Here is a 15843-nt window from a genome sequence, read left to right as displayed (position 1 = left end):
GTCCGAAATTTGTCCGAATTCTAATATTCGGTATTTGTCCGTTATACCACACCATTTTTAACATTCACAATTCATTTACGAAGAAAAATTAAATCATCACATACTCTTTTTTTCTCGTATCAAGATACTTCTCAGTCATTTTTTCCGACTTATGGCCCAGCAGTTTTTGCGCAAAATCTTTCCCGCATTCCTTCTCATACATCCTACCCGCAAGACTCCGAATTTCATGAAACGATGGTGGATTTTCTGAAAATTTTAAACCTGAAAAATTCCTCGCTTTCACAAATCCTTTCGTCAGACTATCCAGGTTGATGCTTCCGTCTTCGCTATTTTTTCTGATGCCAGGGCTGATGAGGAAATCACAGCGGCTTACTAGTTTACAACGATCAATCACTGTTCCAAGTCGTAAGTTAGCTGTCTTCAGTGTTAGTGATAGTGGCAATGCAAGGCATGCCCCAGTTTTTTGCTGTTCGATATATAAACGGTTATCTCTGATATCAGAAAATTTCATCCCTGCTATATCTTCACGGCGCTGGCCTGTAACCAGAGCAAGATCAAGTGCCAGGTTGAACCATGCCGGCATTCTCTCTGCACCGGCACGTACGGCCACAAACATTTCATATTCGAGACGTTCGCGCAGTACTTCTATCTTCGGTGCGCGGGTAGGTGTTACAGGGTTATTCTCCACACGCCCTTCAACCACTGCTTCCCTGAAAACATCAGACAGCACCGATCGCATCGTTCCCGCCATTGTTGTTTTACCATTGACTATCCAGCGCTCCAGAAACTCGGCAATATCGCGGGTGGTGATGCTGGCCAATACCGTTTCGCCAAAATGCTCGCCAATTGTCGCAAGTTGCCCGGTTCTGACTTTATAGGTATTCACTGCCAGTTTTCGGCGCTGGAGGATCACTTCATAGCGATCAAGCCAATTTTTCATTGTGTATTCGTTAACGCCTTTCAACTGCTCAAGCAAAGCAATTGGAGTGTAATTTTTATCGATGTAGTGATTTGCTTCGATTGCCTGGGAGATCGCATCCCTGCGCGATATTTTACCCAAGGAAATTTCTTTACCGTCGAGAGGGTTGCGCCAGGAATATGTCCTCCTGGCTTTACGGTATGTCAGATTCTTAGGTAAATTAGCGTCATACTTGTCCGGCCTCGCCATCGATAATCCTCTCCACTAATCGACGTTTTAAAGGGTGTCTGCTTTGGTTTGTGCTGATCGTTTTGCAATATTTGTTTGGTCTAATGAAAACGGCATCCGGCCTGACGCGATACTGCGTACCTTCCTTTTCTGGCGCAGGGTAGATATTTCCATTACGTGCCCATTTCCTGAGCGTTCCTATTGGCGGCGGCACTTCGTATCTGAGTTCCGCCCAGCGTTCGAGAGATACAAGCTTCACTTTCACCTCGGTAGCCAGCCATTACGATACACGTAACAGCTGGCGCTGGTTGATTCTCAAAAATCAGTAATTCCCTGGTAGCCTTTGAATATGGCGGGCACCGGTCATTGCGGTTGCTACGTAACTTCGACGGCGATTGATAACTTCGACAGTTACTTTTTTTTCCTGAATCAGAACTGTGTACATGGTCTGGGTATACTGCTTCCCATGCTCACCAAATTTTTCAGCATGCGCCTTGAGAGCAGCAGCGCATGCCTCGCCGGAAACAGGATCGTTTTTACTGCGATTTATCAGTCGCACGCGGCATACCCCGGTCAATAACAGTTTCCATTCGACGGACACAATCACGTATGCGGGCTATTTGTGTTTCAGGGAACTGGCTCTTACTCATCGATTCCAGTGTTTCCCGCAGACGTTCATGCTGAACCTTGTTCTGCAATACGCGGGCGCAAGCCCGCAGTGACTCACCGACACGGCGCTTTTCTCGTTGAGCGAAAACACGGCATAACTCCAGCGTGACCAGCGTGTCCGGAAACTCGCTGAATCTGCTCACGGCGATCGCCTCTTTTGCTATGCTCACAGGCTTTTCTCCGCAACAATAATGTCGTTGGCCATCGCCACCGCCATAAGCGCCAGTTCGTCGAAGTCTCCCCTGCATGCTGGGTTGGTGCACATTCCCTGCAGAGCTGCGACCGTCAGTTGCTGGCGGTAGGTCAGGGTAGTAGCCTTAGCGAATGGCGCGGGTTCTGGTTCGTTTTTAGGTTTGACGGTAATAACTGGCGGATCAATAACTACTGGCTTCGGTGGTTCAGGGCGACGGTATTCCACAATTGCATCGAGGGCGATTTTCTGGCGCACCGCGGCATCATCAGACCAGCCATCAAGAATTGTCGTTGCGACATCGTAAATTTCTTCATCAGTAAAATCAGGTGACAGGCAATATTCAGTGACTACGATATCGATGATCAGCAGCGGAATAACGTCAGCGATGAGGTTGCCGGCGCAGATCACAACACCTTCCGCATCTTCTTTGCCCATAATGTCGGTACGTCCGGACAGCAGGTCATTAAGCGCGTGGGCAATCTCAATCTCGCGGGTGTCCATTGGCAGGCGGTCGTCTTCCCGCTCGTTCAATTCCGTTTTTTCACCCTCATTTGAGGCATTGCCGGCCATGCTGTCCCATTTTGGGTCGGTCGGGTCATCGCCTAATTCAGGTATGCACTCGCCGCGCTGCTGCGCCAGCATCAGGCTGGTTTTATGGCGCAGTTCTTCATCATTAAATGGTTGAAGTTCTTCGCCCTCTGCTGGCGTGCTGTCGGCAAATGCTGCTTCCAGTTCCCTGTCGAGTTCCGCGGCGCGAGCTGGACAGGCTGCTGGTGGTAAATTTTCGTTCCGTAACGCCTGTTCGGTTTTACCATCAGTTTTTGCTCCATCATTTTTTTGTGGCAGCGGGGTAGACGTACGACTGCAGGCAATATCAATGACCAGTTGCGGTGGATTAACGCAATCAAAACCCGCAATGCACTTATCGATGTATTTGCGGAGTTCTCCCGGATAAACACAAAGCTTTTCTTCCGCAGTTTTTATCATTGCGATAATTGATGCTGCGTTGAAATCATAAATTCCAGGTGTACGGGAAAGTGGCAGCAACCACGCGGTAATTTCCGTATCTTTCTTATCGCTCAGCATTGAATTGGCGCGCATTTCAATACCTACAGGAGTGCTGTTAATATCAAAATCCATCGAGCGGGAGATAATACCTCTTGCTATATTGTAACGGAGCATCGTCTGATTGTTCCGCTCGATGTTTGCAGCGTTGTCTGCATCAATGTTGCCGCGTTTTTCTGACGGGGCATCTAGCCACTTCGTAATTGGCCTTTTTATATCGGTCCATTGCGCTGTCTCTTTGACGGTCTCACGCAGATGCGCCAGCAGTTCTTCCTGGCGTTCCGGCGGCAGTTCCAGTGCACGAGGTTCCCGTGCGATGGCTTCCGCCAGTTCCCGGGCAAAGCTGCTTTCATCATCATTAACCAGATCCATCACCCGGCCATATTGAATTGTGGTAATTTCAGGCACTGACCCAAACAGCACCAGGCTGGCGGCTCGGTAGTTCGCTGGCAGCGGCTTAACTGCCGTCATTTTTTCTTCTGTCTGGTCTTCGCTCTGTTGCTTGCTGTCGTCGGTAAGTTCCGGCTCAGCCAGTACGCGCTCAGGTTTGCCGGTTTCAGCATTCCAGACAATTTCATCTGAGAAAAAATCAGGAGTTAATACGCCCATAAGTTTAGGGCGTGGGACGCCTTCGCTATCCTCCCATACTTTAGGCTTGAAATAATCATCAGCAAGTTCTGGCGCAAATTGCAGGAAAATTCCGTGTAACATTACTTGTGCAGCGGATTTGTTTTTTGCTCTCACGGTGCCAGCGTAAACAGGAAGATCTTTATTTTTCTCAAGTGAACCCTTTTTAGGTTCTAATATTCCAGAAAAAATATTTAACTCAATAGTCATAACAACCTCATTAATATTTATGTGAGCGGCGTGTGTTGCTGTGTAATTGTTTTCTTACTCTCTGGCTTAGTGATTTGAGCTTTAAAAGATGAAGTTTTTTTTCATTACATTTATCGCAGTAATACCAATCGCGTTTAAAACCATTCACATATTCCGGCCTGTAGTGCATGATTGATTTGTCTGCGCTGAAGCCACAACCGCCAGCGCAGTGCTTAATTTCGTCGCTCATATTATTTAGACTCTTTGATGCTCAACCATGCAGGGCGCTCACCTTTCCCGAGGTAGAAATCAATAATATCCAGCAGGTGAGGATAAAATTTCAAAGCGTGGCGACCATCCATTTCTGCAATTTCATCTTTAGAAAAAGATCTCCAGTCCTCTGATTTGTGATTCTGGCATCCAGCGCGGACATATTCACCGTTCGTAATTGTGATAACGTATTCCTCTCCCATGATGACGTAAGTTAAGTCTGGCAGGTTGGCACCACGCAGGTTGGCACCACGCAGGTCGGCACCACACAGGTTGGCATCACACAGGTTGGCACCACGCAGGTTGGCACCACGCAGGTCGGCACCACACAGGTTGGCATCACACAGGTCGGCATCACGCAGGTTGGCATCACACAGGTTGGCTTTCTTTCCATCCTTGCCGAATGTTGTTACATATACCTTATGAGACTCAATAATATTATTTAAATCGGAAATGTTCATTTGGTTTATCCTGTATTATGTATGTGTGAATCCCTGCCAGCTAAGGCATAAATAATTGTGTTAATGTTTATTTAATTGTTAGTTTTGTCTAAATAACCAGTGCGAATGTTTTTTTCAACTGGAAGACAATTTGCGTAAAAATAGCGCTTTTCATATACCTCTCGCTCGCATTGAACTTTGGTGGTGTAAATGTCTTTTACAGCATCAGTACAATTATTGTTTGCTGAGCAAATCGTTAAAACGAGCGCGAATAACTGAGTCATTATTACAGACCTCTGCGAGGATGAGTGCTTTTTCAATACGGACTTCATTAATCATTTTCTGGTCGTTAATGAATTCAGCGATAGTTTTTTTATTCTCAATAGCTGCGATAGCATTACGTATCTGTGCGGCGCTGAAATTAATCATGCTGTACCGCCAGACGTAAATTATTCTCAGCAATGCGCAAGGCTTCTGCTGCTGCGTCGTATTCACGTTGTGCGGCAGCAATGCGGCCAGCACGTTGCAGATCTGCTGTGCATGATGCGTGACATTCAGCACAGATAACCACCGGGCAGAACGGCGCAGAACTAACTACGGGAACTTTGTTTTCCACAATTGTCTCCATACTTTTATAAACAGACTTTAAGGTGCAGTGCCGGGTGCCTCCCGGTGAACGTAACCAGCTCATTACGTTCGGTGACATTCCACCCATCTCTAACAAGGACTTTGTAATTCAACTGTACCACGTGCGCTTAGCCGCATTCACCGCACCTTAAAGCCTGCTATTCATATCAATGATTAATACTCAAAAAACATAACTAAATTGCATTAATTCGTTGAATTTATTGATCATTTAGTGCGCCCTTTGTTTTGCCACCCGGGCCAGGTGGTATCCTTCTTAGCTCTCACACATAGAAGGTAATTTTTAATGCAACTTAATGAGTGCCCAATTTGCGGCATCAACTCAGAGAAAACTCGTATCTATTTAGGCACCGGAGAAGAGGCTATTCTGTATAAATGCCCTCTTGAGGGTCTGTACTCTTTATCTCCAAGCCTGAATGAATACCTGCTTAGCAAAGCAACACCGGATGAGAAGGCTATTTTCCAGTATCACGTTACTTCGAAAACCAACTCATTACTTAAGGATAAAACCCCACCGGAACAGCCTCCGCACTTCACAACCCTAACGGATTAAGTCAAAGCGCAAGGATGCGCTTCCTTCCTGCATGTCCTCCAACTCTTACCCTTAAGGCCGGGTAGGCCGAACTTAACCTGAATCGTCACGCGCTGTAACTTGATGAGATGGAGTTTATAGTTTAGTAAACCTTGCTGTAAAGTAAAATATAAACCTGATGGTGTAAAAAACAATTAACTAATTGATTTTTAGTTATTTGTTTTTTCTTTTTGAAGTGGGTTTGGCTTGTTTTACTCGGTGTTACTTTGTTGTTTTTTTAATTAAATCCTTGATATTTCTGGATTTTAGCATTTCATTGAAAAGTTTATCGTAATTTTCGACCATCGCCGCGAGTGATGCTATGTGAGGCTCTTTTTCACTTTCGGGCAGGCGGTCGAAGAGATTGAGCAATCGCTGCTGTTGTTCTGTAAGGAGCGTTTGTGAAGGTGCCTGATCATCATCAGGCGGCGTGTCGAGATACCCTGGACTCATACCATAGTCACCCTCAAGCCTACGCGCTGCGCGTTCTCCAAACGAAGTCTTACCACTCATCAACTGTGATAGGTAGCTCTTCTCTCTTTCAGGTATAGAACGGCTAGAGAACCATTCCTTAAGGCGCTGGCGCCGAATCTCTTTCATATCCATGAAGCTATTTTGATTAGTAAATAATTAACAAGCAAATACTTGACTTGCCAGTTTAGTAAACTATAAACTCGCTTCATTCGAACGCAGGAGTTTATATGCAGTTAAGTGATTATCTCGAGAACCAAGAGCGTGGATACGCCAAGCAACTGGCTGAAATTTTGGGTGTTTCAAAATCGTACCTCTCACAGTTAGCTACCGGGAAGGCTTCTATTTCTCCTGCTCGCTGTATTGAGATCGAAGCTGCAACCAAGGGGCTTGTCACTCGCGCCGATATGCGCCCAGACGATTGGAGAAAAATTTGGCCTGAGTTTGTACCAAGTAATTTATAGAAATTAAGCAAGGGAGCCTGATTAATGGAAATCACACACGATCAAACCGTTTCGCTATTGCTGTCTATGGCGGCAGAGATGGGACAAGCTGCAGCGGCTGCATCCATCACAGAGCATTACCACGCCCAGGGTGGCGGAAATCTTCCGCTGGTGGTCGGCAACGTCTGGAATAACCAGCAGAACATCTTTCACCGCTGGATTGAAGGTCGCACGCAGATGCAACGCGACAAGATCCGCGAACTGATGCCTGCCATACGCGCTGCAATGCGAGCAGAGCAGGGGAAACGTACCGATGTTCAGAGCCGTGTTGCCACTGCGAACCGCGAGTGCATCGAGGCAACGAACGCAGCGCTGACAGGACAGCCATCAGCATTTGTCCGGAAAGAAGCGTTTGAAGCCATCGATGCGCTAGCACAGCTGGCAGGTTTAGTGGTCCATATCGCGCATGAACGGCGTGCAGCGTAGGTTTTGAGGTTTTGTTATGAGTATGGATCTGATGGTTCGGGTTATGAAAGTTAAAGTTGGCGACCCGCTGAGCAAGCTTGCGCTGCTTAAACTGGCAGACAACGCCAGCGATAAAGGTGAGTGCTGGCCGAGCTATCAGCATATTGCAGATCAGTGCGAGATCAGCAAACGCACTGCGGTAAATCACGTCGCCAAGCTGTGCGCGTGTGGTTTTCTCCGAAAAGAGCTGCGTAAAGGCCCGAACGGTAACACCAGCAATATTTATTTTATCACCCCTGAAAACGGCAACGCCGCGATGCTGGCGAAATTCAAATTACCCAAGAAGCCCCGCGCGCAGGGTAGTGCACCAGATTCACTACCCCCTAGTGCACCAGGTGCAACAGGGGTAGTGCACCAGATTCACCAGGGTAGTGCACCAGATTCACTACCCCCTAGTGCACCAGGTGCAACAGGGGTAGTGCACCAGATTCACCAGGGTAGTGCACCAGATTCACTACCCCCTAGTGCACCAGCTGCACCCGAATCAGTCACTCTTTTGAACCAGTCACTGAACCAGTCAAAAGAGATCTCTACGTCGGAGAATTCTGGCGAATCCCCCGACCAGGACAAAACTGAAAAATTTCTATCTCGTCATCCTGATGCTGCCGTGTACACACCCAGCGGTAAATCTTGGGGAACACAAGCTGATCTCGACTGCGCAGCCTGGATTTTCGAGCGAGTCAAAATTATTAACCCTACTCAGCGTCAGCCCAACTGGACCGAGTGGGCGAACGACGTGCGCCTGATACGCCAGATCGACGGATTCACGCACAAAGAAATTTGCAAATTATTCAAGCGCGCCAATAAGGACAGCTTCTGGCGCACGAACATCCTATGCCCGTCAAAGCTCCGAGAGAAGTGGGACACCCTGACGGCGAAATTCCAGACTGGAGAACCACAGCATGTACAGAACACCGGGGAATCAACCGCAACACGCCAGATCCGCGAGGCCCTCGACCGCTGGGAGCAGGGCGACAGCCCGGCGGCTATGGGAGGTGATGGGGAAAATTTACGGGCAACAGTGGATTGCGAAGAATGGAGCTGTGCCGGACGAGCTCTGGATGGCGCAGATTGGGAGTTTGACCAGCGACCAGATGACGAACGTCTGCAACTCCCTTGTTAGCCGTTGCTCTGGCGGTAATACGTGGCCCCCGAGCCTGGCTGAGTTTGTTGCTCTAGTTGCTGACGCTGGCGGCGGTCTGTTGGGATTAACCACGTCGGATGTGATGGCGGAATACAAGCGTTGGCGCAACGAGTCGTATCGCTATAGCTGCTCAGAGGAATTCCCGTGGCGCCACCCTGTCCTGTATCAGATTTGCACTGGGTTACGCCGCACCGGAGTGGAACGTCAGATGACCCAGCCAGAACTGGAGAGACATGCGGTGTGCCAGTTGACTAAGTGGGAAAAACACCTCTCTGAGGGAAGGCCGATCCCACCAGTGAGAAAACAAATTGCGGCTCCCCGGCATCCATCCGGACCAACGCCAGCACAGCTGCTACTTGAACAATACAACTGTCGTAAAGCGACTGGACTAATTTAACCAGGAGAATTTTGTGAAACAGAATGAATTACCAAAATGCCCGGATTGCGGAAACACACCGGAATATCTGATGAAAACCGACAGATTTGGGTTGTGTCGCGGGGAGATGAAGTGCCCGTATAACTGCCGTCGGGTGGGGCTTGAAAGTCCTGCTGGCAGCCGGAATGCAGCGCTGGAAAAACTGCAGCAAAACTGGTGCGGACTGGTTGAAAAATTACGCGAGGACAAAAACGATGACAGTCAAAAATCAGGTCATTGAGTTATTGAGCAGTGGCGGTGAATTCAGTGTGAATCAGGTAGCTGAACAGATAGGCCGCAAACGTACCGCAGTTTGCAACGCAATAACCCGACTCAGAGATAAGGGTGATCTAACGGTCACTCGGAAAGTAGGAAACACACTGTATTTCCGGGAGAAGAGAAAGGGCTCTCTGGCCTGTGAACGCACAAAACCAGACATCTTCGAACAATGCCGCCAGAACTGGAGCGGATACAAGATTCACAAGATTTTCGGTAGCGCATCACGCGCCACAGCCTAACGGAGACGCCCCGCAAGGGGCGGTAACAACATGCATAAAGTATTTAACTTGTTTATGTGGGGGAATGATTGTGGGTGGCTTGCTGATGAAATTCGCGCTTGCGCACGGCTGGACTCACATTTAAGGGGTGGTAACAGAATGATAACCTCAAAAGGCGAAAAATGAATGAGCTGGCTCTTTTCGCAGGCGCTGGCGGAGGAATACTCGGAGGGCACATCCTTGGCTGGCGAACGGTTTGCGCAGTTGAACGTGATGCCTACGCCGCACAAGTTCTCGCGCAACGACAAAACGATGGAATTCTCCGACCTTTCACGATTTGGTCTGATGTGCGCAGTTTTGACGGAAAGCCATGGCGAGGAATTGTTGACGTCATTTCTGGCGGGTTTCCCTGCCAGGACATCAGTTCGGCCGGCCGCGGCGCAGGAATCGATGGTGAAAAATCAGGCCTATGGAAGGAAATGGCAAGAATCATCGATGAGGTACGACCTAAATACGTCTTCGTGGAAAACTCACCGCTCCTTATTGGAAGAGGACTTGTGCGAGTCATCAGTGACCTTGCCGAAATTGGGTTTGATTGCCGATGGAGTCGTGTTTCAGCAAAAGAACTTGGTGCGCCTCATAAGCGAGACCGTTTGTGGCTGGTCGGGAGAAATGTTCGCGACACCACAGGCGAGGGATTACCGGTCTGGCTCTCTGGACAGATGGAACGATCCGCGACGCTCACGGAACCTCAACGACCAGGTTGGTGGCCTGTTGAACCCGAGGTGGGAAGAGTGGCTAATGGGGTGGCCCATCGGGTGGACCAAATTAAAGCCCTTGGCAATGGGCAAGTTCCGAGAGTGGCTGCAGCAGCATTCGCCGCACTACTAACGGACCCGCAATTCACACAATCAGGCTGAGTAAGGGAGATTGATTAAATGACCAATAACAAACAATGCGGGATTTGCGCTGACTGCGTACCGCAAATTAACGGCGGTTCCGGTTTTAATAATTGCGAGGAGGCTCATGCAGCCATGAGTGAGATACCAGTAAGGACCGATGTGATCATCCGAATGGAGGAGGTGCCTCGCGCAAATCTGAAGGATCTGGGCGAGATTATTGAAAGGGCGAAGGAGCGCCTCAAGGCTGACGAGGTTAATAAATCCTAATGAACACTCTATATTTCCTCATGGCAGAATTTGAGACGGTGACCCCGGCGCTATCTGATATCTGTGAAAAGTATCTGGGTATAAAGCCGTCTACAGCAGAGAAAAAGGCGCTACGAGGTGAGTTGACTTTGCCAACGTTTCGGATCGGGGAGAGTCAAAAAGCGCCACGGCTTGTGCATCTGAGTGACCTGGCAGAACAAATAGACAGGGCAAGGAAAGAGGCGCGAGAGCTTTACGAACATATCAATAGTTAACGTCCATGACCCGCTACGGCGGGTTTTTTATGCATACTTGATCAATCCTGAAAAAATGATACTGTATATTTATACAGTGTTTTGGGTGTGCATATGGGCGTCAAGGATACGAATTACCAGATTATCTATCGGGGACAGAGCCTTGAAAGCTATCTTCCTGGGCAATGGGCGTTTTTCCAGCGCCCGAAGGAATGCGGCGGTGGGTATTGGCTGGGCAGGGTATACGACGATTGTTTCTGGCTTGAACTGGAGCAGCCCGTGTCTCTTTTTGACGGCCTGCGGTTCATTGATGGGTTGGATATCGTACAGAGAAAGGCATGGGATTTTGACGACGATTTTCAGCTCGAACCATAGGATTTCTCATCTTTCGTATGATTACTTTGCGCGTAGAATAATTCATAATTTGAATTATATTTTTTGATTTATGAGTTTTAATGATGAAAGATGTTTACAAAAATTGGCGACGATCCTTTGTCTCCGGATTAGATTTTATCAGAACCAGAGATAGCGTGATTATTGAGCATCCGGTATACGTTAGCCGCATTTCTGAATTATTCCAAACCCTGTCAGCAGGAATTATGGAGCTTGCCGCCACCAGGCCAAATTTAAACTTCTCTGAAATTACCTGCGATTCACTTTATGACTATCACCAGGAAGAGCGCTCGGGGGATCCTGCTATGGATTTCATGATCGTGACGGCAAAACGATTATGTGACTCTCTCCGTGTGTCAGAAATTTTTTACGATATTGAGGCGTTGTCATTTTGTCTGCTGGTGGTGCAGGGGCGGGATAAGTACGCAATGAAATACCTGCACAGACTGATGCGGCCAGCGGTGATGTTGTATCGCATCCGAGATGCTTCGCATTTTACTGGGATGCGTGGTGGTAAGCCAAAACACAAGCTGTACAGAGAAGCCATGGAGCTGGCCGGCGAGTATATGCGACGCCATCCGGAGGCGACCGGACCTAATGTTGCACGTGATGTAAGAAGTAAACTTTCAGTTAATTATGAGCGACCTCCTGCAGAAGAAACCATAAGAAAATGGTTGCGTAGTTTTTAATTTTTCTCGTGTTTTCTGGTACAAACCCCTTTGTCCCAACTTTTTGAGGCTTTAAGTCTTTTTTTGGATACTAATTCATCGTACAAATAGCCCCAGATATTTTCTGGAGGTTTTATGAGCGATTTTCTAAGTTTATTGCCTGATAATGGCAGAGCTGTGCTGACTATTATCAACGGGGCTGTAACGGCTGTTACCGTCATTTCCGGCCGACACAGAATTGCAACTTTGGAGAGCCTGATTGAGCTGCTGCAGGCAGCTGGTTATACAGTGACAAAGGAATAATTAGCAGGCTATAATACTCATCCGGCATGAACAACCGGAACTGAATCGTCGCGCCTAACCAGGATTAGTTATGGCGCACCTACAAAGTAGTACCCCGTACCGCGCTGCAGTAATCATCTGCGGTGTTTCTGTTTGTCTGCACCCAGGCGGTGCGGCATGAGGCAACCTCGTCGCAAGTGCAAAAATGCATCCTGCCGCCAGTGGTTTAACCCGGTCCGTAGCGGGCAGATAGTTTGCTGCTTTGAGTGCGCCAGTGTGGTCGCCAAAGAGCAGACTAAAAAGGCTCGTGAAGCCACGCAAAGAAAGGCTGCTGCCCGGCAGCGCGAACAGCGCAAGAAAGATCGTGCTGCCTGGCGTCAGCGTAAAGACGCAGTAAAACCCCTCAAACACTGGATCGACTACACCCAGCGCGCGGTGAACGACATACGCCGTGAAACCGATCTGGTCAACGGTGAAGGCTGCATTTCCTGTGGAACGAAAACGGCATTCGCATGGCATGCAGGCCACTATCGTACGACCGCCGCCGCCAGCCACCTCCGTTTTTCCCGCATCAATATTAATCTCCAGTGTGACGTCTGCAATGTTCATAAGTCAGGGAATATTGAGGCTTACCGCATCGGGCTGGTGAAAAAATACGGTGAACCAGCTGTTCTGGAACTGGAGAACGACAACACCACACACCGGTGGACCGTAGAAGAGTTGAAGGAAATCCGTCTGCAGGCGCTGGCAGATTTACGCGCTCTGAAAAAGCGGGGGGCAGCACGATGATTGTTAATCGCCTTGTGGTTACATCGCTGCGAGAGAAATGGCGTTTACTGCGCCTGTACCGTTTTGCTGGTTCTGTACTGGCTGACTATCGAATTTTACAGAATGAAGCCCGTCGATTACTGAATGTGCTGGAGAAGAAATCATGAATTTAGAATCTATCGTTAAATATTTTTCTCCGAAATCGATGATGCCTGGTGCGATACCATGCGGTATTACTGCGGAAACTCTGACCATTACTGATGTGATGGCATCGCTTGGTCTGGTCACGGCAAAAGCTGCGATCGGCATAGAGCTTTATCTGGCAAAAGCTGGAGTTCTGCCAGTAGACAATATTATTAATTATATCGAGCAGCTCGCCACCGAACGCGGCCACCGTAACCGCGCATTACAAAAGATAGAAGGATCCCGGCGGGCTGAACTCATACGCATACTGGCGCGTTACGTCTTCCGAGACTATTCATTGAGTGCTGCCAGCCTGGTAACGTGCAGCAACTGCAACGGCGATAAGTTTATTAATGCTGAGGTGTTCACGATGAAAATTGCCTCCCAGCGAACAAGGGCGCTATCGGTGGTTAATGAGCACCGCCGTGAAGTTCGCGAGCAGGTAAAAGTGCTGTGTAAATCCTGCGAAGGAAAGGGCCAGGTTAAAAACGAATGCCGCTGCCGTGGACGAGGTGAGGTTGTCGATAAAAAGAAAAGTGAACAGCAGGGAGTTCCCGTTTATAAGACATGCCCCCGTTGTACCGGGCGTGGGTATCCACGAATGAAGGATACGGAAATTTTCAAGGCGCTTGGCATTCCCGAAACCACGTGGCGGAGAAGCTATAAGCTCTTCTTTGATCGCCTGGTAACCCACTGTCATGAAGAAGAATCGTATGCAGAGAGGATGCTGAACATGGTTACGCGGTAATGTTGGCGAGCAAATAACGACCCTTAAGAAAATGCACTATTGCAAAAGTGGCGGAAATTGGTTACGCTGCTTCTAACGATGGGCTATTACGCCTGTAACGTTTTAAAATTTAAAACCTCGCTTCGGCGGGGTTTTTTGCTTTTTACAGCTACATATCATCCAGCCCTGGCATATCCCGGGGCTTTTTTCATATCCGCGCCCGTTACGAAGCTTCCCCACGCAGCGCTAACGTTCAGGCATATCGCGAACTGGCTGATGTAGCCAACACGCCTGACGCTGAGTCTGTTCTGTGTCTGTGTATCGATATCGCGGATCAGGACGGTATCGGCGATGAGGAAATGGCGGTACTTAAGAAAATTGCTGGCGCGCTGCAACTCAATCTGGATGCCTATCTGTGAAACGTTACGCGGCTGCGCTGGTTGCCGCGCTGCTGCTGGTGGTGATTCTGGTGCATTTTGCCGGGGCGGTGTTGCATACACTGGCTGAAATGCTCCTGGCCGCTGGGGTCGCTGCCATCGTTGTTGCCGTCTGGCGGCTTCGATATCGTTAAATAATAACGCCCCGAGGGGCGTTTTCTGCAAACCTCATCGGTAACTTCTCACTATCGGTGTGTCGTTAAATCCTCCCGGTGGGGTTTGCAGAAAACATTGCTTTGATTCGTTTTCCCGGTCACTTCCGGGGTTTTTTATTCGAATACGCGCCCGCCCAATCATCCTCAGATACTCCGTGTACGCAGTGGGCGAGGCGCTACTTATACAGGAGGCACTTATGCCGCATCGAGTGCCGACGCTGTTTTACGCGCTAATGCAGTTGTTCGAGCGCTACAAGGAAGATGTTTATCTGTCGCTGATCATCTTGCTGGTGGAATTGGGACGGTTATTATATTTCGGCGGGAAATGGCGAAAGGCGACAGGTGAGGGGTTGATTAGTCTCGTTCTTATCCACGTATTTCGCCCACATATCCCGGCACTTCCTGCATTTCTTGGCATCCACCTTTCCAGTTACGACGTGGCTTTTATTATTGCCGCCTGTGGTGTTCGTGGGATCCGGCGTTCAATTGAGTGGGCGATTCATCGCTATACCGGCGCTAAAGTGAAGATAGACTGATTTTATAAAATTCTGCAAAGTGGTGATGGCCAACACGCAAAACCAGTGAATTATTCCGACGCCATTGAATGGTAGTTGAAAAATTACCGGGGAAATATCCATTCATCCGAAATAGCACCAGCATAAAACTCTAAATAAGCCTCGCATAAGCGGGGCTTTTTGTATCTGCGCTGTCGCAAGCGCCAAAAACTCAGAACCTTTCAGGATGACCCTTGAGGAACCGGCTGGCTATCGGTTGCCTTCTGAGGGCCGGATCTCCTGTGCGAACAAGGTTCATCACTAAAAGGCTTAATCGATGAAAGAACTATCTGTAACCAGCAACATAACGATGTTCAGCCGCGAAATTGCGGATCTTGTCGAATCCCGCCACGCTGACGTGTGTCGAACAATAGAGCGACTGATGGCTGGTGGGCTGATTGAGGGGTATGCGCCGACGGCGTACACCCACCCGCAGAATGGGCAAGAATACAGCGAGTACCTTATTGGGAAGCGCGACAGTTATGTCGTTGTCGCCCAACTGTCCCCGGAGTTTACCGCCAGGCTGGTTGATCGCTGGCAGGAGCTGGAAGAGAAGAGTGCCAAGCCGTCGTTGCCCGGTGATTACCTATCGGCTCTGAAGGCTCTTACTATCGAAGTTGAGCAGCGTCAGCAGCTCGAAAGCCAGCTCGCACTTGCCGCTCCTAAAGTTGAGTTCGTTGATAGCTACGTTACCGCCAAGGGTTCTCTCGGCTTCCGTGAGGCCTGCAAGCTGCTGAAGGTGAAAGAGAATGAATTCCGTTGTCTGCTGGTGGATCAGAAAGGGATGTACTACCTTGCTGGAAAGCTAACCCCATACTCGCAGCACATCGATGCAGGTCGATTCACTGTGAAAACGGGCGAGGCTGGCAACGGGCACGCTTTTACTCAGGTTAAATTCACGCCTAAGGGGATTCAGTGGATTGCTGAAATCCTTATGGCAAAGCAACTGGATGCGGCTTAGGC

At 48.8% G+C, this 15843-nt stretch carries 28 protein-coding genes and 1 pseudogene; 19 read left to right on the top strand and 10 right to left on the bottom strand.

Annotated features, from left to right (window positions below):
- Positions 1–88 precede the first annotated feature (88 nt).
- From QNN88_RS02005 to QNN88_RS01965, 9 genes are all read right to left on the bottom strand, one after another.
- A complete protein-coding gene (locus QNN88_RS02005; RefSeq protein ID WP_414238748.1) occupies positions 89–1168 on the bottom strand; it encodes a tyrosine-type recombinase/integrase in 1080 nt (359 codons plus the stop codon).
- A complete protein-coding gene (locus QNN88_RS02000) occupies positions 1146–1361 on the bottom strand; it encodes an excisionase (RefSeq protein WP_414239334.1) in 216 nt (71 codons plus the stop codon). Before QNN88_RS02000 ends, QNN88_RS02005 begins: the two co-directional genes overlap by 23 nt.
- A 108-nt stretch (positions 1362–1469) precedes the next feature.
- Positions 1470–1706: a DUF4060 family protein gene (locus QNN88_RS01995; RefSeq protein ID WP_414238747.1), complete on the bottom strand. Its 237-nt coding sequence runs from the start codon at positions 1704–1706 to the stop codon at positions 1470–1472.
- Positions 1684–1959, bottom strand: coding sequence for a hypothetical protein (locus QNN88_RS01990; protein WP_414238746.1), 276 nt, complete (start codon positions 1957–1959; stop codon positions 1684–1686). The genes QNN88_RS01995 and QNN88_RS01990 overlap by 23 nt, the downstream gene beginning before the upstream one ends.
- A 23-nt stretch (positions 1960–1982) precedes the next feature.
- On the bottom strand, positions 1983–3911 hold the full coding sequence (locus QNN88_RS01985) for a hypothetical protein (RefSeq protein ID WP_414238745.1): 1929 nt from the start codon (positions 3909–3911) through the stop codon (positions 1983–1985).
- 230 nt (positions 3912–4141) lie between these two features.
- Entirely contained in the window at positions 4142–4621 is a 480-nt protein-coding gene (locus QNN88_RS01980; protein WP_414238744.1) for a pentapeptide repeat-containing protein, read from the bottom strand.
- Positions 4622–4692: 71 nt separating this feature from the next.
- Positions 4693–4884, bottom strand: a complete 192-nt coding sequence (locus QNN88_RS01975; RefSeq protein ID WP_414238743.1) for a DUF1482 family protein — start codon at positions 4882–4884, stop codon at positions 4693–4695.
- Positions 4835–5029: a hypothetical protein gene (locus QNN88_RS01970; RefSeq protein WP_414239358.1), complete on the bottom strand. Its 195-nt coding sequence runs from the start codon at positions 5027–5029 to the stop codon at positions 4835–4837. The genes QNN88_RS01975 and QNN88_RS01970 overlap by 50 nt, the downstream gene beginning before the upstream one ends.
- Entirely contained in the window at positions 5022–5216 is a 195-nt protein-coding gene (locus QNN88_RS01965) for a hypothetical protein (RefSeq protein WP_414238742.1), read from the bottom strand. Before QNN88_RS01965 ends, QNN88_RS01970 begins: the two co-directional genes overlap by 8 nt.
- Positions 5217–5531: 315 nt before the next feature.
- Here QNN88_RS01965 and QNN88_RS01960 point away from each other — a divergent pair, with 315 nt between their 5' ends.
- Entirely contained in the window at positions 5532–5798 is a 267-nt protein-coding gene (locus QNN88_RS01960) for a hypothetical protein (RefSeq protein WP_414238741.1), read from the top strand.
- 240 nt (positions 5799–6038) lie between these two features.
- On the opposite strand, the gene QNN88_RS01955 is transcribed toward QNN88_RS01960, so the two are convergent.
- Positions 6039–6422, bottom strand: coding sequence for a hypothetical protein (locus QNN88_RS01955; protein ID WP_414238740.1), 384 nt, complete (start codon positions 6420–6422; stop codon positions 6039–6041).
- 95 nt (positions 6423–6517) lie between these two features.
- On the opposite strand from QNN88_RS01955, the gene QNN88_RS01950 reads away from it, so the two are divergent.
- The 18 genes and pseudogenes from QNN88_RS01950 to QNN88_RS01865 all read left to right on the top strand — a co-directional run bounded on the left by QNN88_RS01950 (position 6518) and on the right by QNN88_RS01865 (position 15841).
- Positions 6518–6751 (top strand): transcriptional regulator, encoded by a 234-nt coding sequence (locus QNN88_RS01950; protein ID WP_414238739.1) that lies wholly within the window; start codon positions 6518–6520, stop codon positions 6749–6751.
- A gap of 24 nt (positions 6752–6775) precedes the next feature.
- Complete coding sequence (locus tag QNN88_RS01945; protein WP_414238738.1) at positions 6776–7216, top strand: toxin YdaT family protein; 441 nt, start codon at positions 6776–6778, stop codon at positions 7214–7216.
- A 16-nt stretch (positions 7217–7232) separates the two neighbouring features.
- Positions 7233–8378 carry a helix-turn-helix domain-containing protein gene (locus tag QNN88_RS01940; RefSeq protein ID WP_414238737.1) on the top strand — a complete coding sequence of 382 codons (1146 nt, stop codon included), beginning with the start codon at positions 7233–7235 and terminating at the stop codon, positions 8376–8378.
- Positions 8317–8796 (top strand): replication protein P, encoded by a 480-nt coding sequence (locus QNN88_RS01935; protein WP_414238736.1) that lies wholly within the window; start codon positions 8317–8319, stop codon positions 8794–8796. Before QNN88_RS01940 ends, QNN88_RS01935 begins: the two co-directional genes overlap by 62 nt.
- Positions 8797–8866: 70 nt before the next feature.
- Positions 8867–9055: a hypothetical protein gene (locus QNN88_RS01930; protein WP_414238735.1), complete on the top strand. Its 189-nt coding sequence runs from the start codon at positions 8867–8869 to the stop codon at positions 9053–9055.
- 438 nt (positions 9056–9493) lie between these two features.
- The gene (locus QNN88_RS01925) at positions 9494–10231 is read left to right on the top strand and encodes a DNA cytosine methyltransferase (protein ID WP_414238734.1); all 738 of its coding nucleotides are present in this window, start codon (positions 9494–9496) and stop codon (positions 10229–10231) included.
- An 18-nt stretch (positions 10232–10249) separates the two neighbouring features.
- Positions 10250–10480 carry a hypothetical protein gene (locus tag QNN88_RS01920; RefSeq protein WP_414238733.1) on the top strand — a complete coding sequence of 77 codons (231 nt, stop codon included), beginning with the start codon at positions 10250–10252 and terminating at the stop codon, positions 10478–10480.
- Positions 10480–10734: a pyocin activator PrtN family protein gene (locus QNN88_RS01915; RefSeq protein ID WP_414238732.1), complete on the top strand. Its 255-nt coding sequence runs from the start codon at positions 10480–10482 to the stop codon at positions 10732–10734. The genes QNN88_RS01920 and QNN88_RS01915 overlap by 1 nt, the downstream gene beginning before the upstream one ends.
- A 93-nt stretch (positions 10735–10827) precedes the next feature.
- Positions 10828–11088: a hypothetical protein gene (locus tag QNN88_RS01910; protein ID WP_414238731.1), complete on the top strand. Its 261-nt coding sequence runs from the start codon at positions 10828–10830 to the stop codon at positions 11086–11088.
- 80 nt (positions 11089–11168) lie between these two features.
- Positions 11169–11795 carry a hypothetical protein gene (locus tag QNN88_RS01905; protein WP_414238730.1) on the top strand — a complete coding sequence of 209 codons (627 nt, stop codon included), beginning with the start codon at positions 11169–11171 and terminating at the stop codon, positions 11793–11795.
- A 114-nt stretch (positions 11796–11909) separates the two neighbouring features.
- A complete protein-coding gene (locus QNN88_RS01900) occupies positions 11910–12077 on the top strand; it encodes a hypothetical protein (RefSeq protein WP_414238729.1) in 168 nt (55 codons plus the stop codon).
- Between the two features lie 156 nt (positions 12078–12233).
- A complete protein-coding gene (locus QNN88_RS01895) occupies positions 12234–12845 on the top strand; it encodes a recombination protein NinG (RefSeq protein ID WP_414238728.1) in 612 nt (203 codons plus the stop codon).
- A complete protein-coding gene (locus QNN88_RS01890) occupies positions 12842–12991 on the top strand; it encodes a YlcG family protein (RefSeq protein ID WP_414238727.1) in 150 nt (49 codons plus the stop codon). Before QNN88_RS01895 ends, QNN88_RS01890 begins: the two co-directional genes overlap by 4 nt.
- Entirely contained in the window at positions 12988–13755 is a 768-nt protein-coding gene (locus QNN88_RS01885; RefSeq protein ID WP_414238726.1) for an antitermination protein, read from the top strand. The genes QNN88_RS01890 and QNN88_RS01885 overlap by 4 nt, the downstream gene beginning before the upstream one ends.
- Before the next feature lie 188 nt (positions 13756–13943).
- Positions 13944–14153, top strand: a pseudogene (locus tag QNN88_RS01880) (tellurite/colicin resistance protein); the annotation flags it as partial.
- On the top strand, positions 14150–14305 hold the full coding sequence (locus QNN88_RS01875; protein WP_414238725.1) for a hypothetical protein: 156 nt from the start codon (positions 14150–14152) through the stop codon (positions 14303–14305). The pseudogene QNN88_RS01880 and the gene QNN88_RS01875, both read left to right, overlap by 4 nt.
- A 218-nt stretch (positions 14306–14523) precedes the next feature.
- The gene (locus QNN88_RS01870) at positions 14524–14862 is read left to right on the top strand and encodes a hypothetical protein (protein WP_414238724.1); all 339 of its coding nucleotides are present in this window, start codon (positions 14524–14526) and stop codon (positions 14860–14862) included.
- Positions 14863–15157: 295 nt separating this feature from the next.
- Positions 15158–15841: a phage antirepressor KilAC domain-containing protein gene (locus QNN88_RS01865; RefSeq protein WP_414238723.1), complete on the top strand. Its 684-nt coding sequence runs from the start codon at positions 15158–15160 to the stop codon at positions 15839–15841.
- Positions 15842–15843 lie beyond the last annotated feature (2 nt).

It is taken from the genome of Citrobacter sp. ANG330 (assembly GCF_047467925.1).
In the GTDB taxonomy this organism is placed as follows: Bacteria; Pseudomonadota; Gammaproteobacteria; order Enterobacterales; family Enterobacteriaceae; genus Citrobacter_A; species Citrobacter_A amalonaticus_G.
Note: the sequence above shows the minus strand (reverse complement) of the source record. Positions and strands in the feature narration are given on the sequence as shown.